We start from the raw sequence: 16,329 nt of genomic DNA, 5'->3' as shown, positions 1-16,329 counted from the left end.
GTCTAACGCGGCGCCCTGCCGCCCGCGCCGGCGCGCGGGCCGGTCAGCGCGCGCGGCCGCCTCGCCCCGGCGGCCAAGGCGGCGCTCGGCGCGGCGATGGCGCGGCTGGTCGGGCCGGGGATGACGGTGTTCATCGACGCAGGCTCGACGACGCTCGCCTGCGCCGAGCGGCTGGAGGCCGCCGCGACGGTGATCACCCATGCGCCGACGATCGCGGCGGCGCTGGTGGAGAACCCGGCGGTGCGGCTGGTGACGCTGGGCGGCCAGGTGGACCGCGAGATCGGCGCCGCGGTCGGCGCGGCGGTGCTGGCGGCGATCGAGACGATTCGCCCCGACCTGCTCCTGCTCGGGGCCTGCGGGGTGGACCCGGACGTCGGCATCACCGCGCAGTCGCTCGAGGACGCCGTGGTGAAGCGCTCGCTCGCGGCGCGGGCGGGACGGGTCGCCGTCGCCGCCGACATCGGCAAGCTCGGGACCGCGGCGCCCTTCGCGGTGGCCGACCTCGCGGCGATCGACGTGATGCTGATCGAGGCGGCGACCCCGCCGGCGCTCAGGCAGCGGCTGGCGGCGGCGGGGCCGCGCCTGATCGAGGTGGAGACGCGACCATGACCGACGGAACCACGGAGGCGGGGACGCTTCGCGGCCTCGCGCCGCGCGAGCGCCTCGCGGTCTCGGGGCTGTTCCTCGCCAACGGCCTCGTCGTCGGCGCCTGGGCCCCGCGGATCCCGTCGTTCAAGGCGGATCTCGGCATCAGCGAGGGGACGCTCGGACTGATGATCCTCGCCTTCGGGCTCGGCTCGCTCGCGGCGATGCCGCTCGTCGGCTTGATCCTCGCGCGCGAGGGCTCGCGGCGGGTGGCGCTGGCCGGAGCCTTCGCGCTCGCGCCGGTGATGCTCCTCATCACGCTGGCTCCGGGCCTCTGGACGTCGGCGGCGGCGCTCGCCCTGACCGGGGCGCTGGTCGGCGGCATGGACGTGGCGATGAACGCCAACGCCGTGTCGGTCGAGCGGCGGATGGGACGGGCGATCATGTCGTCCTGCCACGGGTTCTGGAGCCTCGGCGGCCTGATCGGCGCCGCGAGCGGCGGCGTGCTCATCGCCCGCGCCGGGGTCTGGGGCCATGCGGCCGTGGTCATGGTCGCCGTGCTCGCCATCGCGGCGCTGGCGCTGCCGGCGACGCTGCGCGACGCGCCGGAGGCGGCGGGGCCCGCCGGCGACGGGGCGCGCGGGGCCATCTCGGCCGCGGCGCTGCTGCCGGCGGCGCTGCTCGGGATCATGGCGCTGTTCTCCATGACCCCGGAGGGCACGGTGCTCGACTGGAGCGCGCTCTACCTGCGCGATGAACTCGGCGGCTCGGTCGAGGCGGCGGGACTGGCCTTCGCCGGGTTCTCGGCGACGATGGCGCTGATGCGGTTCAGCGGCGATCTGATCCGCGACCGGCTGGGGGCCGTGCTGACGCTGCGGCTCTGCACGCTGGTCGCCGGCGCCGGGTTGCTGACCGCCGCCTTCGCCGACGGCCCGGCCACCGCGACCCTCGGTTTCGCGGTGGCGGGCCTCGGGATGGCCAACATGGTTCCGATCGCCTTCTCGTCCGCCGGCGCCATACCGGGGCTGCCGCAGGGCGTCGGCATCTCGATCGTCACCTTCATGGGCTATTCGGGGCTGCTGTTCGCGCCGTCGCTGATCGGGTTCGTGGCGGAACGCACCGGGCTCGCCGCCATCTTCGCCGCGCTGCCGCTGCTCTATGTCGTCGTGCTGGCGCTGTCGGGCCTCGCGCGCTGGGCCGACCCGGCCGAAGGACGCGCGCCGGGCAGGCAGGCCGGACGCTGAGCCGGCCGCCTCAGCCGGCGCGCCATTCGTCGCGAAGGTCGTCGCGGGCCCATGTCGCGTGCGCGGCGAGGCGACGGGCCGCGAGACGGACGACGAGGGCGGCCGCGAGACCGAGCGCGACGATCACCAGCCATCCGCCGGGGCCGAGGGCTGCAAGGATCAGCGCGCCGATTCCGGCGGAAAGCGCCGTCCCGACGAGGACGAGAACGAGGAGCAGGACTTCGGCGGTCATCGCATTTGCTCCGGGCGTGTTCATTCCCTATCTTGCCATCATATAGCGCCGGTTCAAGTGCCGGCGAGCCGACGGACGCGTCACGGAGGCCCTGCCCATGCCCGCACCGATCCCCCTCGCACCGCTCGCCTGGACGGCGCTCCGGCTCGGGGCCGTGGCGGCGGTGGCGATCTATGCCGGCCGGGCCCGCTCGCACCCCAAGGACGCGCGGCGCGAGGCCGTGCTCGACGACCTGCCCGACGGCGTCACCGCCGAGCCGCATCGCGCCGAGGCCGAGCGCGCCATGCACGGGGCCGGCCGCTTCCGCCGGACGTTCCGGCTGCGACGCGGCGGCCCCGGTTTCGAGGTCGATGCCGCGGCGCTGGGACGTTTCCGGCTGCGGCGGGTGGGGTGACACCAACTCCGTCTGATCCCCCGGGCGCAACCTGCGGGAGATGCGCGCCCCGGATCGCAGGAGCGGGGCGCCAGTGGCGCGCCGCGCGATCCGGTCGCCCGGAGCGCGCGAGCGCGGAGAGCGAGGGGGTTGAGCGTCTCCGGCGGCTTGTAATCGGGGCGCGCCTGCCTGGGCTGGCGCGTCTTTCGCGCCTGCCGTCACGCCGAAGGCGTGTCATACCGGCGGGCTCATGAAACGACTCGCGGCCCTCTTTTTTGCATTTGGCACTTTTATCGTGTATACTCAGATAGTTACCCAACCTATCACGCGTGTTAGCCCGTGTTGCGCCGGGTGGCCTCGTAGACTCGCCGGTATCAGTTGCCACCGGCCGTCTCGCGGCCGAGCCGCCCGAGCACCGAGCGCGCCGCCCGCAATCCCGGCGGCTCGCCGCCGCGCCCGAGGATCTCCATCGCCCGCACCCCCACCGCCCGCTGCGCCGCCGCCGCCGCCGGGTCGTCGAGCAGCCGCGCCAGCGCCGGCGCCAGCTTCTCCGGGACGCAGTCCTCCTGAAAGAACTCCGGCACCGCCCGCGTCTCGGTCACGAGATTGACCAGCGTCGAGCTGTCGATGCGGAGGAGCCGCCGGGCGACGGGCGCGGTCAGCGGATGCACCTTGTAGCCGATCGCCATCGGCGTCCCCTGCCCCGCCAGTTCGAGGCTGACGGTTCCCGAGGCGGCCAGCGCCGCGTCCGACGCCGCCAGCGCCGCGCGCTTGCGGGCCTCGGCCGCACCTTGCGCCATGCCGCGCGGATCGAGGATCCGCACCCCCTCCGGCGCCATGCCGGCGGCCAGATCGGCCACCGGCCCGACCGTCGGGATCACCGCCGCGAGGTCCGGGGCGTCGGCGCGGAGCCGGGCAAACGTCGCGGCGAAGACCGGCCCCAGACGGCGGACCTCGCCGCGACGCGAGCCGGGCAGCATCGCCAGAAGCCGCTGGCCGGGCGCGAGCCCGAGCTCGGCGCGGACCGCGGCGATCGCCTCCGGCCCGGCGCGCGGCACGGTGGCGAGCGGATGGCCGACGAAATCGCAGGTCATGCCGGCCGCCTCCATGTAGGGCGGCTCGAAGGGCAGGAGCGCGAGGACGTGATCGACCACCTTCGCCATCTTCGCCGCCCGACCGGGGCGCCAGGCCCAGACGCTCGGCGCGACGTAGTGGATGACGCGCAGGTCCGACCGCAGCGACCGGGCGCGGCGCGCCACCCGCAGGCAGAAATCCGGGCTGTCGATGCCGATCAGCGCGTCGGGTCGCGCCGCCGCCACGGCGTCGCCGGTCTCGCGGATGCGCCGCAGCAGGCGCGGCAGCCGCGGCAGCACCTCGGCGATGCCCATGACGGAAAGCTCCTCCATGGGAAAGCGGCTGGCGAGGCCCTCGGCCGCCATCGCCGGGCCGCCGACGCCCTCGACCTCGACGCCGGGGGCGAGCGCACGCAGGCCCGCGATCAGCGCCGCGCCGAGCTGATCGCCCGACGGCTCGCCGGCGACGAGAAAGAGCCGCGGACCGTTCACGCGCGAGGGCCGTCAGGAAGGTTGAACGGCTGCACGAGCAGCTAAACCCCCTCCAGGCGGCGCTTGGCCACGTTCTCCTTATAGGTGGTATTACAATACGGATGAGCAACTTGCGCATTGCCGGAGTGCGCGCCCCCGCCATCTATCATTCGCTCCACATGATCAGTCGTCATGGAATTGCGGTGCATAAGGCCATCACAAATGCCGCATCGCACGCCGCTTTGAACCAGTTCGCTTACGAACGCCGCTGATTTTGTGCTGGTGCTAAAGGCCCGCTTCCCTTCACCACCCTCTCGGATCCGCGCGGCCGTCGCGAAGAAGCGAAAGCGGTTGTCGGCAGCCATCCCTTCGATGATCTCGCTATCGCTCCTCCCAGCCCACAACCCGTCGAGCGCGAGCGACATGAACTCTTCCAATGCTGGACGGCTCCTAGGCCCAGCGCCTTGGCTTTTGACGATCAGCGTGAACGCTTCTTTGTGCCCGACAAGGAAATCCTCGAAGGGCCGGCGAACACGAGTGAAATTATCTAGTTGATCTTTTTCGGTCAATTTCCGAACAAGCTGAAGAACAGCAAGAAATGCAACGGGCTGAAATGACCCTCCCCTAGTATAGAAATATACGAGCGGATGCAATCCAAGAGAACTTGCCGACGTTGTCGTTATCATTTGCAAACGCTTCTGAACGGCATCTAAAAATGTTATAGTTCTCGCACCATCTGAATCGACGTCCAACGAGTCTTTCGTGCCAATGCCGTTCACTAGATTAACAAGTTCGAATAAAAACGGAAGTGAGCTATACCCTCGCCCTCCAACTGGCACGTCGGAACTCTTGATGGGCAATCCACCCATCGGAGGGAGATAGAGTGCATCATGGATCGCTTTTCCAGCGATCTCTACTCTTGTCTGAATATCTGACGAGAACTCAGCCCAATACTTGTGCCCAGTGCCGCCCCGATTAATGGCGCGAGTTGCTATTGCGGTCGCCGATCGCCGGCTCCGCAATATTCTCTTTTCGATGGGATCGACCGGAGTGGGAGCCTGATTGATCTTGAAGAACGAATTCTCCGCGCCGATCGCGTCAACAGCGGGCACCCATTGGGCAATGAACGAGTTGGAATTCATCATTCCAACGCGCTCTTGAATCTTCTCATTCGCGTACTTGGTCTTGTTGGCATCAACGTAGGACGAGTATGGGCCGACTTTCGCTTCAATCAGTTTGCGGGTTTGGTCTGCGAGCCTCTTTTGTTCCTCCGGCACTTGGTTCTGAAAGTAGTTGAGGGACCGGGATTTGTCGCCGTAGTCATCGTAAATCCACGCCAGCAGGGCGCTTAATCGGTGGGCGCCGTCAATCACAAATACGTACTGTCCAGAGCGCCATAGGATGATTGCAGGGATCAAGTCTCCATCAAGGAACGCGGCAACAAGGTCCACGATCTTTTGCGGCGTCCAATTGCTCGTTTCACGCTGAAAGTCCGGTTTGCGGAGGCTGTGCGCAAAGAAGTCATCTTTCAAGAGGCCCATGCCGATGGTGCCCGTCGGAGTGCCCTTGAACGGCACCGTGGCCGCTGCGAAATCCTCTCGCGGAATGAGGGCATCCAGATTCACGCCAACCGCCGTCATGACATCAATCCCTCAAGGCCAGTATCATTTCACGCATAGCTTGCCCTCTGTCTTTCGGCAATGGAACCGTCAGGTATCAATGCCTTAGGAAATCAAACCCGACTGTTTCAGTATGCATACGGGTCGTGCATGCTTTGTGCATGGGATGTGCATCGGACAAATCGCCGTAAACCTTCAGGTTTCCGCGGCTCGGTCGACCGGCGCGGCGCTCAAAGCAGATGCCCGGATTTCGCCGCCTTGGTGTCGAGGTAGCGGGCGTTGTGGGGCGTGCGGCCGACCCGGAGCGGCACCCGCTCGGCGACCACGACGCCGGAGGCGCGCATCATCTCGACCTTGCGCGGGTTGTTCGTCATCAGCCGCACCGAGGAAAAACCCATCTCGCGCAACATCTTGGCGCCGAGGCGGAAGTCGCGCTCGTCATCCTCGAAGCCGAGCCGGTGGTTCGCCTCGACGGTGTCGAAGCCCTGATCCTGTAGCGCATAGGCCCGCATCTTGTTGGCGAGCCCGATCCCCCGCCCCTCCTGGTTGAGGTAGAGCAGCACCCCCGCGCCCTCCTGCCCGATCTGCGCCAGCGCGGCCCGAAGCTGCGGCCCGCAATCGCATTTCAGGCTGCCGAGGATATCGCCGGTGAAACAGGCCGAATGCAACCGCGCCAGAACCGGCTTGCCTCGGTCGGGCGTGCCGATCTCGACGGCGTAGTGCTCCTCGGCGCCGTCGCGCGGGCGGAAGACGTGAACCCTGCCGGCCTGCGACGCCTCGAGCGGCACCCGCGCCGCGGCGGCCTCGACGAGCGGGCCGGCGTCGGCGTCGACCGGCACCTCGGTGAGGTCGAGCCGGCTGACGCCGCCGACGCAGAGCCGGTCGAGCGCGGCCGGATCGACCGGCGCAACCAGCGCCGCGGGCAGCAGATGCGCCTGCTTGCAAAGCGCGATGGCGGCGCGGTGGAGCTCGGCCGGGCCGTCGCGACGGCTGACGAACGGCCCCTTCATCGGCCAGGCGAGGTCGGTCGAGGGATCGGCCACGGCATGGACCCAGTCGAGCCCCGCCTCCGCCGGCAGCGCCACGCGCGCGAGATCGCCGTCATAGGCGCGGGCCTTGAGCGTGCCGGCGCGGCGGGCGGTGAGCGCGACGTCCACGGGGCCAAGAGCGCGCAACTCGGCGAGCCGCTCCGGCGTCGCCGTCTCCGCCGCGAGCGCCAGCGCCGCGACCCCGTCGCCCGCGAGACCGACCGCCGCGCCCATGCGCAGGTCGGCGCGGGCCCGCGCGAGGCGTTCGGTGGGCGAGAGGGCGAAGGACATGGGATGCGGGCCGGGAGCGAGGGACGGACGTTCCCGATAGTGGCGCCGCCAGGGAAATGAAACAATCCATGCGCCACGGTCACACCGTCGCGAGCGTCGGGCCCGCGCCGTTGCGCGGATCCTGCCGCCGCCCGAGATGGCCGGCAGGAACGGAGGAAACGATGAGCTCGCTCAAGAAGATACTGATGGTGGACGACGACGCCGACCTGCGCGAGGCGCTGGCCGACCAACTCGTCCTGACCGAGGAATTCGACGTCTTCGAGGCCGGCGACGGCGCGGACGGCCTCGCCCGGGCCAAGGAGCAGCACTACGACCTCGTCATTCTCGACGTCGGCCTGCCCGACATGGACGGGCGCGAGCTGTGCCGGCTGATGCGCAAGCAGGGCGTGAAGTGCCCGGTCATCATGCTGACCGGCCACGCCACCGACAGCGACACCATCCTCGGGCTCGAATCCGGCGCCAACGACTATGTTGCGAAGCCCTTCAAGCTCCCGGTGCTGCTCGCCCGCATCCGCGCCCAGCTGCGCCAGCACGAGCAGTCGGAGGACGCGGTCTTCGCCGTCGGCCCCTACACGTTCAAGCCGGCCGCCAAGCTCCTCCTCGACGAGAAGGAGCGCAAGATCCGTCTCACCGAGAAGGAGACAAACATCCTCAAGTACCTCTACCGGGCCAATGACGCGGTGGTGCCGCGCGACGAACTCCTGCACGAGGTCTGGGGCTACAACAACGGCGTCACGACGCACACGCTCGAGACGCACATCTATCGGCTTCGGCAGAAGATCGAGCCCGACCCCGCGAACGCGCGAATCCTCGTCACCGAGCCCGGCGGCTACCGGCTGGTGGGCTGACAGGCCAGCGCCCGGCGCGGGGGATCCTCCGCAGCGCGCCAGCCCTCGCGGCGGGTTGATCCGTCGCGGGGGCTGCCCTAATCCCACCCTTGCCTGAACACGACTGAACGGAGGACGGGGGGAGCATGCGGTTGCGGGCCATCGCCTTCGTCGTCCTCGCGTTCGGGGGAGCCGCGGCGGCGGCGCTCTGGATCGGCGATCGCGCCGCGGTCTTCGTCGAGAAGGCCTCCCGCGCACAGGTGGCCGAGGGCCTCGCCTCCGCCGGCGAGACCTGGACCGGAACCGAGACCGACGGACTGGTCGTGCGCCTGACCGGAGACGCCCCGGACGAGGCGAGCCGGCTCCGCGCCGTCGAGATCGCCCGCAGGGTCGTCGATCCGCGGCGGGTCGAGGACCACACCACGCTCTCCGACGCCGCGCCCCCGGCCCCCCCGCCCGCCTTCGCGCTCGAACTCCTGCGCGCGGGGGACGGAGTGACCGTCATCGGCCTCGCCCCCGTCGACGCCGCGCCCGAGGCGGGCGACCTGCCCGAAGGGGCGAGCGACATGGTGGAGCGCCTTGCCGAGCCCGCGCCGGACGGCTGGCGGCCCGCCCTCGACCTCGGGCTCGTCGCGCTCGAGGCCCTGCCGACCGCCCGTATCTCCGTCACCCCCGGGCGTGTCGTCGTCGTCGGCCTGGTCGCGGACGAGGCGGCGCGGGCGGCCGTGGAGGCGCGCCTGCAAGCGGCGCGGCCGGACGCCGTCGCGCTGGCGCTCGACATCGACGCCCCCCGGCCGGCCATCTCCCCCTACCGCTTCGACCTCGCCTTCTCCCCCGGCGCAGCGCCTGAGCTGCACGCCTGCGCCGCCGGGACGGCCGCCGACGCCGCCGCGATCCTCGCTTCCGCGGGGATAGCGGGCGCAGACTGCGCGATCGGCCCCGGGGCCCCGTCGCCGGAATGGCCGCGCGCCGCCGAGGCTGGCGTCGCCGCGCTCCGCGCGCTGGAGGGCGGCCGCTTCGCGCTGGTCGATGAGGCCGCGACCCTGACGCCCCCGCCCGGCGCATCGCCCGAGAGGATCGCCGAGACCCGCGCCGAACTCGCCGCCGCCCTGCCTGCCGGCTTCACCCTCGCCCCCGCCGCGCCGCCGCCCGCCGCACCGACGCCGGAGGACGACGGAGCGCCGGCGGCCGCGACCGACACGCCGCGTCTCGTCGCCGAACTCGACCCGGACGGCGGGGCGAGAATCTCCGGGCCTGCCGGCGACGCAGCGTCGCACGCGGCGGTTGCAGCGATCGCCGCGGCGCTCTTCGGCCCCGACCGGATCGAGGACGCGATGGGCGAGGCGGCGCACCTGCCCGCGGGCTGGTCCGGCCGCCTGCTCGCCAGCGTCGAGGCGCTGGCGCAGCTGAAGGCGGGTCGGCTGGAGATGACCCCCGACGCGGTCGAGATCACCGGCGAGGCCCTCGGACCGGACGGCGCGGACCGGGTCCGCACGCTGCTCTCCGAGGGGGCGCCCGGCACGCTGCGCATCGCGATCCGGTTCGACCCGGAGGCGGCGGCGGCCGAGGCGCGGGCGCAGGCGATCGCCGCCGACCCGCCCGGAGCCTGCGCCGACGACGTGACGGCGGCGCTCGTCGCCGGGCCGATCGTCTTCGCCCCAGGCTCCGCCGAACTGGGGCCCGAGGGCGAGGCTGCGGTCGCGGCGCTTGCCGGGATCCTCGCCGCCTGCCCGCCGCTCGACTTCGAGGTCGCCGGCCATACCGACGGCGCCGGCGATCCGGGCCGCAACCTCGTCCTGAGCGAAACCCGCGCCGCCGCGGTCAAGGCGGCGCTCGAGGCGGCCGACCTGCCGCAGATGCGCTTCACCGCGCACGGCTACGGCTCCGAGCGCCCGATCGCCGCGAACGACACGCCCGAGGGCCGCGAGGCCAACCGCCGGATAGAACTCACGCTGCTGACGCCGCGGCTCGCGCCGGCCCTTCCCCCTGCGCCCCCTTACGAGGAGCCCTTCATTGGACCGCGCTGAACTCACCCTGGTCATCGCCGGCGCGCTCGTCGCCGCGGTCCTGCTCGGCTGGGCGATCGGCGCGATCGCCGCACGCCTCGGCGGCCACGGCGGCCACGGCGGCGGAGCCCGCGATCTCGTCGACCGGCTGGCCCGGAGCGAGGAGGCGCGCCGCGCCGCCGAGGCGCGCCTCGCCGAGGTTGAGGCCGACCTCGGCGCCCGCCTCGCCGAGGCGGAAACCGAGCGCGCCGCCGCCGAGGCCAGCCTCGCCCGCGAACGCGCCGCCACCGAGGCCGTCCGCGCCGCCTACCGCGACGGGAAGCCCACCGAGGCGTGACGAGCGGCCCCCGGGGCCGGCCTCCTCAGGATTGGCGCGACGTCCAGCGCTCCAGCGCCGCCTCGTCGCTCTCGCGCGCGTCCACCCAGGCGGCTCCCGTGACGGTCGTCTCCTTCTTCCAGAACGGCGCCCGCGATTTCAGGTAGTCCATCAGGAACTCCGCCGCCTCGAACGCCGCCTGACGGTGGGCCGAGGCCGTGGCCACCATCATGATCTGGTCCCCCGGCGCAAGCGGCCCGACGCGGTGCACGATCAGGCTCGCCTGTAGCGGCCAGCGCACCCGCGCCTCCGCCTCGATCGCCGCGAGCGCCTTCTCCGTCATCGCCGGATAGTGCTCCAGCTCGAAGCCGGTCAGCCGCCCCCCCATGTCGCGCACCAGCCCGGTGAAGCTCACCACCGCTCCGATGTCGGTCCGTCCGGCCCGCAGGGCCGCAACCTCGTCGCCGAGATCAAAGTTCTCCCTCTGGACCCGGACGGCCATCAGCCGCCGGTCATCGGCGGGAAGAACGCCACCTCGCGCACGCCGGCGAGCGGCGCGTCGAGCCCGGCGAGTTCCTGGTCGACCGCCACCCGCACCGCGGTCATGTCGACGAAGGCGGCGGCGTAGCGCGCCTCGCGCGCGGCGAGCTCCCGCACGAGATCCGCCACCGTCGCCGCCTCGGTCTCCACCTTCTCGCCCGGTAGTCCGACCCGCTCGCGCACCCACGCGAAATACAGCACGTTCAAGGTCATGGCGTCACTGCTTGCGATCGCGCAGGAACGGCATCGCCTTCATGAGATAGTCGTATCCCGTCATCAGCGTCAGCAACCCTGCGATCCAGATCAGGATCAGCCCGCCGTTCGACAGGAGCCACGCCATCCAGTCGTGGAACCAGTCGCTCACCCAGGGGGCGTTGTGCCTGCGGTCATACTCGAAGACCCCGGCGAGGAGCAGCACGGGGATCGCCACCATCTGCGCCGTGGTCTTCCACTTGGCGAGATAGGTCACCTGGAGCTTGCCCGCCTTGGCGCCGAGGAACTCGCGCAGCCCGGATACGAAGATCTCGCGCAGCAGGATGAAGGCGACGGGCACGAGGATCAGCGCCTTCATCCCCCAGAGCCCGACGATCACCGCGAGCGCGATCACCACCATCGCCTTGTCGGCGATCGGGTCCATCATGCGGCCGAAGTTCGATTCCTGCTTCCAGGCTCGCGCGATCTTGCCGTCCACCCAGTCCGTCAGCGCCGCGAGGATGAAGAGCCCGAAGGCGATCCAGTCGGCGTAGGGACGATCGAAGATCGCGAACGCAAGCGCAACGCCGGGAGCGGCGGCCAGACGAAGCATCGTCAGGATGTTTGGTACCGTCCAGGTCATCCGCCCGCCTCCTCCCGAGTGGATATAGCGCGTCACCTCTCCCCATGGAAGAAGCCGTGGATCGCCTCGGCCAGCGCGTCGGATATGCCCGGCGCCGCCTTGAGATCCGCGAGCCCGGCGCGCGCCACGGCCTTGGCCGAGCCGAAATGCGCCAGCAGCGCGCGCTTGCGCGCCGCGCCGACCCCCGGAACCTCGTCGAGCGGCGTCGCCCGCGTCTGCGCCGCCCGTTTCGCCCTATGCGCGCCGATGGCGAAGCGGTGCGCCTCGTCGCGCAGGCGCTGCACGAAATAGAGCACCGGGTCGCGATGCCCGAGCGCCATCGGCGGCTTGCCGGGACGGTGGAACTCCTCCTTGCCGGCGTCGCGGTCCACGCCCTTCGCGACGCCGATGATCGTCACGTCCTCGACCCCGAGTTCCTCCAGCGCCGCCCGCGCCGCCGCCACCTGCCCGGCGCCGCCATCGATGAGCACGAGGTCCGGCCGGGTTTCCGCCCTCCCCTCGGACTCCTCCCGCGCCAGCCGCGCGAAGCGCCGGGTCAGAACCTCCCGCATCATCCCGAAGTCATCGCCGGGGGTCAGCTCCGTGCCGCGGATGTTGAACTTTCGATACTGCGACTTCACGAAGCCCTCCGGCCCGGCGACGATCATCGCGCCGACGGCGTTCGTGCCCATGATGTGGCTGTTGTCGTAGACCTCGATGCGCTCCGGCGGCCCGTCGAGGTCGAAGGCCGCGGCCAGCCCCTCGAGCAGCGCCGCCTGGCTCGCGCTCTCGGCCATCCGCCGCGCCAGCGCCTCGCGGGCGTTGCGCGCCGCCTGCTCCACCAGCCGCGCCTTCTCGCCCCGCTGCGGCACGCTGATCTCGACCTTGCGCACGAGCTGCGCCGTCAGCGCCTCGGCCAGCAGGTCGGCGTTGTCGGGCGCATGGCTCGTCAGGATGCAGCGCGCCGGCGTCTTGTTGCCGTAGAACTGCCCGATGAAGGCCTCGAGGATCTCGCCTGCCTCGATCCCGGCGCCGGCGCGCGGGAAGTACGCGCGGTTTCCCCAATTCTGGTTCGCGCGGATGAAGAACACCTGCACGCAGGCGTGGCCGCCCTCCTGCCAGAGCGCCACCACGTCGGCCTCCTCGACGCCCTCGGGGTTCACGCCCTGGTTCGCCTGCACCGCCGTCAGCGCCCGGATCCGGTCGCGTAGCGCCGCGGCCCGCTCGAACTCCATCGTCGCCGCCGCCTCGCCCATCTGCCGCGCCAGCGTCTCCTGGATCCGCGTCGACTTGCCCGACAGGAAGAGCGCCGCGTCCTCGACCAGCGCCGCGTACTCCACCTCGCCGATCAGCCCGACGCAGGGCGCGCTGCACCGCTTGATCTGGTGCAGCAGGCATGGCCGCGTCCGGCTCTCGAACATCGGCTCCGAGCAGGTGCGGATCAGGAACGCCTTCTGGAGCTGGTTGATGGTGCGGTTGACGGCACCGGCCGAGGCGAAGGGCCCGAAGTAGCGCCCCTTCTCCTTGCGCAGGCCGCGGTGCTTGGCGAGGCGCGGGAAAGCATGCTCGCCGGTGAGGATGATCGAGGGGAAACTCTTGTCGTCGCGCAGGAGCACGTTGAAGCGCGGCTTGAGCTGCTTGATCAGGTTCTGTTCGAGCAGCAGGGCCTCGGTCTCGGTCTCCGTCGTCACGAACATCATCGACGCGGTGGCCGCGACCATTCGCCCTATGCGTGCATTGTGACCGACCGCCTTGGCGTAGGAGGCCACGCGCTTGCGCAGGCTGCGGGCCTTGCCGACATAGAGCACATCGCCCTTCTGGTCGAGCATCCGGTAGACGCCGGGCTTGTCGTCGAGGCGCCGGAGGTAGTCACGGATCACGGCATGGCCGAGCCGGACGGGTCCCTTGGGGACGCCGTCCTCGTCGAAAGCCGGCTGGTCGTGGCGCGTGTCGGAGGTCACTCTCGGGTCGCGATCACTGACTGATTCCCGGTCTCGTTGCCTTTGCGAAGGCCATATTGCAAGGCCGAAGATGTCCACGGAATCTGGGGATAAGTCTGTGAAGAAAAACCCGGCGCAATGGCTTTCCCGTGGAATTCGAGCCCGTTTGGGTGGTTGCCCGATTTTTAGGCACATTGATAAGCGCCTGTATTCTCTGGAAAAAATTAGACGCCTTAACTAAATTTATGGAATCGTTGACAGAATCGTAACGTTTTCGCGAGGGCGACCCGAGCGGTGGAAAGTCAAGCCCGAGCCGCCCCGGACCCGGCCCTGGAAGGGCTCGCAATCACTCAACCCCGAGGACGTCGGCCGTGCGCCAGCCCAGATGCTGGCCCCCGTCGACGCAGACGAGCTGGCCCGTGACGCCGGGCGCGTCGAGGAGGAAACGCAGCGCCGCGCAGATCTCCGCCTCCGACGCGCCGCGCCCGAGGACCGTCGCCGCCCGCTGGTGCGCGAAGTGTGCCGGCGTCTGCCGCTCGGCCCGGAGCGTTGGCCCGGGCCCAATCGCGTTGACGCGGACGTCGGGCGCGAGACCCTGCGCCGCCGTCCGCGTCAACGCCCAGAGCGCCGACTTCGCTATCGTATAGGTTGCGAACTCGGGGGTGAGCTTCAGCACGCGCTGGTCTATCATGTTGACGACGACAGCGCGGGCCACCGGCTCGCCGGCAGCGTCCCTTCCTGCGCGCGGCGCCTGTGCGGCGAAGGCCTGGATCAGCTGGAACGGCGCGCGAAGGTTCGAGCCGAGGTGTCGTCGCCAGCTCTCTCGCGTGGCGGTGGCGATGGTGTCGTGCTCGAAGATCGAGGCGTTGTTGACCAGCACGTCGAGCGGCGCCCCGAGCGCCGCCGCGGCCGCGGGCGCCAGACCGTCCGTCGCGTCCCAGTCGAGCAGGTCGGCGCCGAGCGCAACGGCGGCGACGCCGAGACCGCGCGCCTCGGCCGCGACCGCCTCGGCCTCGTCCCGGCTGGTATTGTAGTGGACGGCCACCGCGGTCCCGCGGGCGGCGAGTTCGAGCGCCATCGCCCGACCGAGCCGGCGGCCCGCGCCGGTCACGAGTGCTGCGCGAAACGGTGGGCTCACGCCCCCTCGCAATCGCAACGCGCTCCTGCGACGACCCACGCGCCGCATTCCGGGCATTTCCGCGCCGCCTCGACCGCGCGCGTCGGCGGCCGCGCCTTGCGCCCGCGCGCGAGGAGGCTCGCCAGCAGTGCTACGGCCAGCAGCAGGATGGCGAGCTTCGTGGTCATGGCGCCGCCAGCCCGAACCGCGCCCAGACGGCGCGATCCTCGAGCCCGCCGAGCGCATCGGCCACGCCGGGCAGCCCGAGCCGCCGGATCAGCGGCCGCCGCGGCGTCACCATCCGGAAGCGGAAGTCCTCGCCGTAGAGCCGGCGCATGGTGGGAACGAGATGGCCGACCTCGTCCGCGAGGCCGACGTCGACCGCGGCGCGGCCGATCCATATGTCGCCACTGAAGAGGTCGTCGCCCTTCAGCCGCTCGCCCCGCCGTGACTTCACCTGGTCGATGAAGTTCCCGTGGATAACCTCCTGCAATCGCTTGAGTCGCACGACGTCCTCCGGACGCTCCGGGCGGAACGGGTCGAGCAGGCTCTTGTCCTCGCCCGCGGTGTGGAGCCGTCGCTCGACGCCGTGCCGCGCGATGAAGTCCTGAAAGCCGAACGAGGCCGAGATCACCCCGATCGAGCCGAGGATCGAGTTCGGGTCGACATGGATGCGGTCGGCCGCCGTGGCGAGCCAGTAGCCGCCCGAGGCCGCAACGTCTTCCACGAAGGCGTGGACCGGAATGCGCTTCTCGTCTGCGATGCGGCGGATGCGCGCGGCGATCAGGCTCGACTGCGCCGCGCTGCCGCCGGGCGAGTTGATCGCCACCGCGACGGCGAGCGGCTTACCGCGCGAGAACGCCGCCTCCACGAGCGGCGCGACGCCGGCGTCCGAGAGCGACGACGCGCCGAAGCGCGCGCCCGCGCCGATCACCCCCACGAGCCGGATCACCGAGACGACGCCACGCCGGCGCAGGAGGCTCAAGGGATTTCTCATCGTCGGAGATCTAGGCGCGCGCGCGCGAGCCCGCAAGTCCAAGCGCGGGCCAACCCGGGGCAATCGGGTGAATGAGTTGGTGACAGATGTCTGAAGCGGTGACTCTGTCGGAGTCCTCTTGGTGTGAGGGGGACGGTTTCGGTGGATGTGGGTTCGGGTGGTTGCGAGGCGATTGCGGAGTCCGTTGTTTTTCTGCGCTGTTTTGAGGATCTGCCGGAGCCGCGGCAGCGTATCCTCTGCCGGAAGTGCTGCTGCTGTGTCTTCTGGCGGTTCGGGCGGGCGCCGAGACCGTGACCGATATCGCCCGCTTCGGCGCGGCGAAGCGGGCGCCGTTGCGGCGGTTCGCCGCAGGCACGCCGGCCCATGATCATCCGGGCGACATCCTCTGCCCGCGCTCGATCACGGACGCATCGAGACCCGTGCCGTCACCGTCATCCACGACGTTGCATGGCTCGACGGCCGCCACGGCTGGCCCGGCCTGAACGCCGTCGTCATGCTCGGGCGCCGCCGCGAGATGTCCGGCGGGACCGGCAGGACCGAGCGCGAGACGCGCCTGCCTGCCGACCAGATCGGCGCCATCCGTGCGCGACCACTGGGCGGTGGAGAACGGCCTGCATTGGGTCATGGACATCGTCTTTCGCGACGACGAATGCGGCCTGCGAGCCGATCACGCCACCTCACTACCATCAAGCACATCGCCCTCAACCTGATCCGAAGAGCCCCGACAAAGGGTCGTGTCCCCGGTGGTGGTGTAGTTCGCCGGTAGCGTCGCCGCCTGCCTGCGCGGACCATCGCGCTGGCAGGCAGGCGGCGACGCGGTGGTCATCGCGCGATCTTCGGCGATGGTCGGGTGCGA

General features: G+C 70.6%; 20 protein-coding genes. 7 read left to right on the top strand and 13 right to left on the bottom strand.

The window, feature by feature from the left end:
- Positions 1 to 15: 15 nt before the first annotated feature.
- Both KBA23_RS11690 and KBA23_RS11685 read left to right on the top strand, forming a co-directional pair.
- Complete coding sequence (locus KBA23_RS11690) at positions 16 to 609, top strand: hypothetical protein (protein WP_290741075.1); 594 nt, start codon at positions 16 to 18, stop codon at positions 607 to 609.
- Positions 606 to 1,829 carry an MFS transporter gene (locus tag KBA23_RS11685; RefSeq protein WP_290741067.1) on the top strand — a complete coding sequence of 408 codons (1,224 nt, stop codon included), beginning with the start codon at positions 606 to 608 and terminating at the stop codon, positions 1,827 to 1,829. The genes KBA23_RS11690 and KBA23_RS11685 overlap by 4 nt, the downstream gene beginning before the upstream one ends.
- 10 nt (positions 1,830 to 1,839) lie before the next feature.
- On the opposite strand, the gene KBA23_RS11680 is transcribed toward KBA23_RS11685, so the two are convergent.
- On the bottom strand, positions 1,840 to 2,061 hold the full coding sequence (locus KBA23_RS11680; RefSeq protein WP_290741064.1) for a hypothetical protein: 222 nt from the start codon (positions 2,059 to 2,061) through the stop codon (positions 1,840 to 1,842).
- Between the two features lie 97 nt (positions 2,062 to 2,158).
- Here KBA23_RS11680 and KBA23_RS11675 point away from each other — a divergent pair, with 97 nt between their 5' ends.
- Complete coding sequence (locus KBA23_RS11675; RefSeq protein WP_290741061.1) at positions 2,159 to 2,455, top strand: hypothetical protein; 297 nt, start codon at positions 2,159 to 2,161, stop codon at positions 2,453 to 2,455.
- A gap of 353 nt (positions 2,456 to 2,808) precedes the next feature.
- Here KBA23_RS11675 and lpxB read toward each other — a convergent pair whose 3' ends face one another.
- The 3 genes from lpxB to ribA form a co-directional block, all read right to left on the bottom strand.
- Positions 2,809 to 3,999, bottom strand: a complete 1,191-nt coding sequence (gene lpxB / locus KBA23_RS11670; RefSeq protein WP_290741059.1) for a lipid-A-disaccharide synthase — start codon at positions 3,997 to 3,999, stop codon at positions 2,809 to 2,811.
- A 41-nt stretch (positions 4,000 to 4,040) separates the two neighbouring features.
- Positions 4,041 to 5,618, bottom strand: coding sequence for a DUF262 domain-containing protein (locus tag KBA23_RS11665; RefSeq protein ID WP_290741056.1), 1,578 nt, complete (start codon positions 5,616 to 5,618; stop codon positions 4,041 to 4,043).
- 209 nt (positions 5,619 to 5,827) lie between these two features.
- Positions 5,828 to 6,916 (bottom strand): GTP cyclohydrolase II, encoded by a 1,089-nt coding sequence (ribA, locus tag KBA23_RS11660; RefSeq protein ID WP_290741054.1) that lies wholly within the window; start codon positions 6,914 to 6,916, stop codon positions 5,828 to 5,830.
- A 161-nt stretch (positions 6,917 to 7,077) separates the two neighbouring features.
- On the opposite strand from ribA, the gene KBA23_RS11655 reads away from it, so the two are divergent.
- The 3 genes from KBA23_RS11655 to KBA23_RS11645 all read left to right on the top strand — a co-directional run bounded on the left by KBA23_RS11655 (position 7,078) and on the right by KBA23_RS11645 (position 10,086).
- Positions 7,078 to 7,764 carry a response regulator transcription factor gene (locus tag KBA23_RS11655; RefSeq protein WP_290741051.1) on the top strand — a complete coding sequence of 229 codons (687 nt, stop codon included), beginning with the start codon at positions 7,078 to 7,080 and terminating at the stop codon, positions 7,762 to 7,764.
- 125 nt (positions 7,765 to 7,889) lie between these two features.
- On the top strand, positions 7,890 to 9,770 hold the full coding sequence (locus KBA23_RS11650) for an OmpA family protein (protein ID WP_290741049.1): 1,881 nt from the start codon (positions 7,890 to 7,892) through the stop codon (positions 9,768 to 9,770).
- Positions 9,757 to 10,086: a hypothetical protein gene (locus KBA23_RS11645; protein WP_290741047.1), complete on the top strand. Its 330-nt coding sequence runs from the start codon at positions 9,757 to 9,759 to the stop codon at positions 10,084 to 10,086. The genes KBA23_RS11650 and KBA23_RS11645 overlap by 14 nt, the downstream gene beginning before the upstream one ends.
- 25 nt (positions 10,087 to 10,111) lie before the next feature.
- Here the strand turns inward: KBA23_RS11645 and moaE are convergent, their stop codons facing one another.
- The 7 genes from moaE to KBA23_RS11610 form a co-directional block, all read right to left on the bottom strand.
- Positions 10,112 to 10,567 carry a molybdopterin synthase catalytic subunit MoaE gene (gene moaE, locus KBA23_RS11640; RefSeq protein ID WP_290741044.1) on the bottom strand — a complete coding sequence of 152 codons (456 nt, stop codon included), beginning with the start codon at positions 10,565 to 10,567 and terminating at the stop codon, positions 10,112 to 10,114.
- A complete protein-coding gene (moaD, locus tag KBA23_RS11635) occupies positions 10,567 to 10,812 on the bottom strand; it encodes a molybdopterin converting factor subunit 1 (RefSeq protein ID WP_290741072.1) in 246 nt (81 codons plus the stop codon). Before moaD ends, moaE begins: the two co-directional genes overlap by 1 nt.
- Before the next feature lie 10 nt (positions 10,813 to 10,822).
- Positions 10,823 to 11,440 carry a CDP-diacylglycerol--glycerol-3-phosphate 3-phosphatidyltransferase gene (gene pgsA / locus KBA23_RS11630; RefSeq protein ID WP_290741041.1) on the bottom strand — a complete coding sequence of 206 codons (618 nt, stop codon included), beginning with the start codon at positions 11,438 to 11,440 and terminating at the stop codon, positions 10,823 to 10,825.
- Positions 11,441 to 11,472: 32 nt separating this feature from the next.
- On the bottom strand, positions 11,473 to 13,299 hold the full coding sequence (gene uvrC / locus KBA23_RS11625) for an excinuclease ABC subunit UvrC (RefSeq protein WP_290741069.1): 1,827 nt from the start codon (positions 13,297 to 13,299) through the stop codon (positions 11,473 to 11,475).
- Between the two features lie 406 nt (positions 13,300 to 13,705).
- Positions 13,706 to 14,497 (bottom strand): SDR family oxidoreductase, encoded by a 792-nt coding sequence (locus KBA23_RS11620; protein ID WP_290741038.1) that lies wholly within the window; start codon positions 14,495 to 14,497, stop codon positions 13,706 to 13,708.
- Entirely contained in the window at positions 14,494 to 14,664 is a 171-nt protein-coding gene (locus KBA23_RS11615) for a hypothetical protein (RefSeq protein ID WP_290741035.1), read from the bottom strand. The genes KBA23_RS11620 and KBA23_RS11615 overlap by 4 nt, the downstream gene beginning before the upstream one ends.
- On the bottom strand, positions 14,661 to 15,473 hold the full coding sequence (locus KBA23_RS11610) for a S49 family peptidase (protein ID WP_290741033.1): 813 nt from the start codon (positions 15,471 to 15,473) through the stop codon (positions 14,661 to 14,663). Before KBA23_RS11610 ends, KBA23_RS11615 begins: the two co-directional genes overlap by 4 nt.
- Positions 15,474 to 15,709: 236 nt before the next feature.
- On the opposite strand from KBA23_RS11610, the gene KBA23_RS16855 reads away from it, so the two are divergent.
- Positions 15,710 to 15,955, top strand: coding sequence for a hypothetical protein (locus tag KBA23_RS16855; RefSeq protein WP_366935311.1), 246 nt, complete (start codon positions 15,710 to 15,712; stop codon positions 15,953 to 15,955).
- Here KBA23_RS16855 and KBA23_RS11605 read toward each other — a convergent pair.
- Both KBA23_RS11605 and KBA23_RS11600 read right to left on the bottom strand, forming a co-directional pair.
- Entirely contained in the window at positions 15,841 to 16,104 is a 264-nt protein-coding gene (locus KBA23_RS11605; RefSeq protein ID WP_290741031.1) for a hypothetical protein, read from the bottom strand. The genes KBA23_RS16855 and KBA23_RS11605 overlap by 115 nt on opposite strands.
- A gap of 36 nt (positions 16,105 to 16,140) precedes the next feature.
- The coding region (locus tag KBA23_RS11600; RefSeq protein WP_290741028.1) for a hypothetical protein at positions 16,141 to 16,329 on the bottom strand (189 nt) is incomplete at its 5' end.

Source organism: Amaricoccus sp. (assembly GCF_017995835.1).
GTDB lineage: Bacteria > Pseudomonadota > Alphaproteobacteria > Rhodobacterales > Rhodobacteraceae > Amaricoccus.
This window is presented reverse-complemented; position numbering and strand designations above follow the sequence as displayed.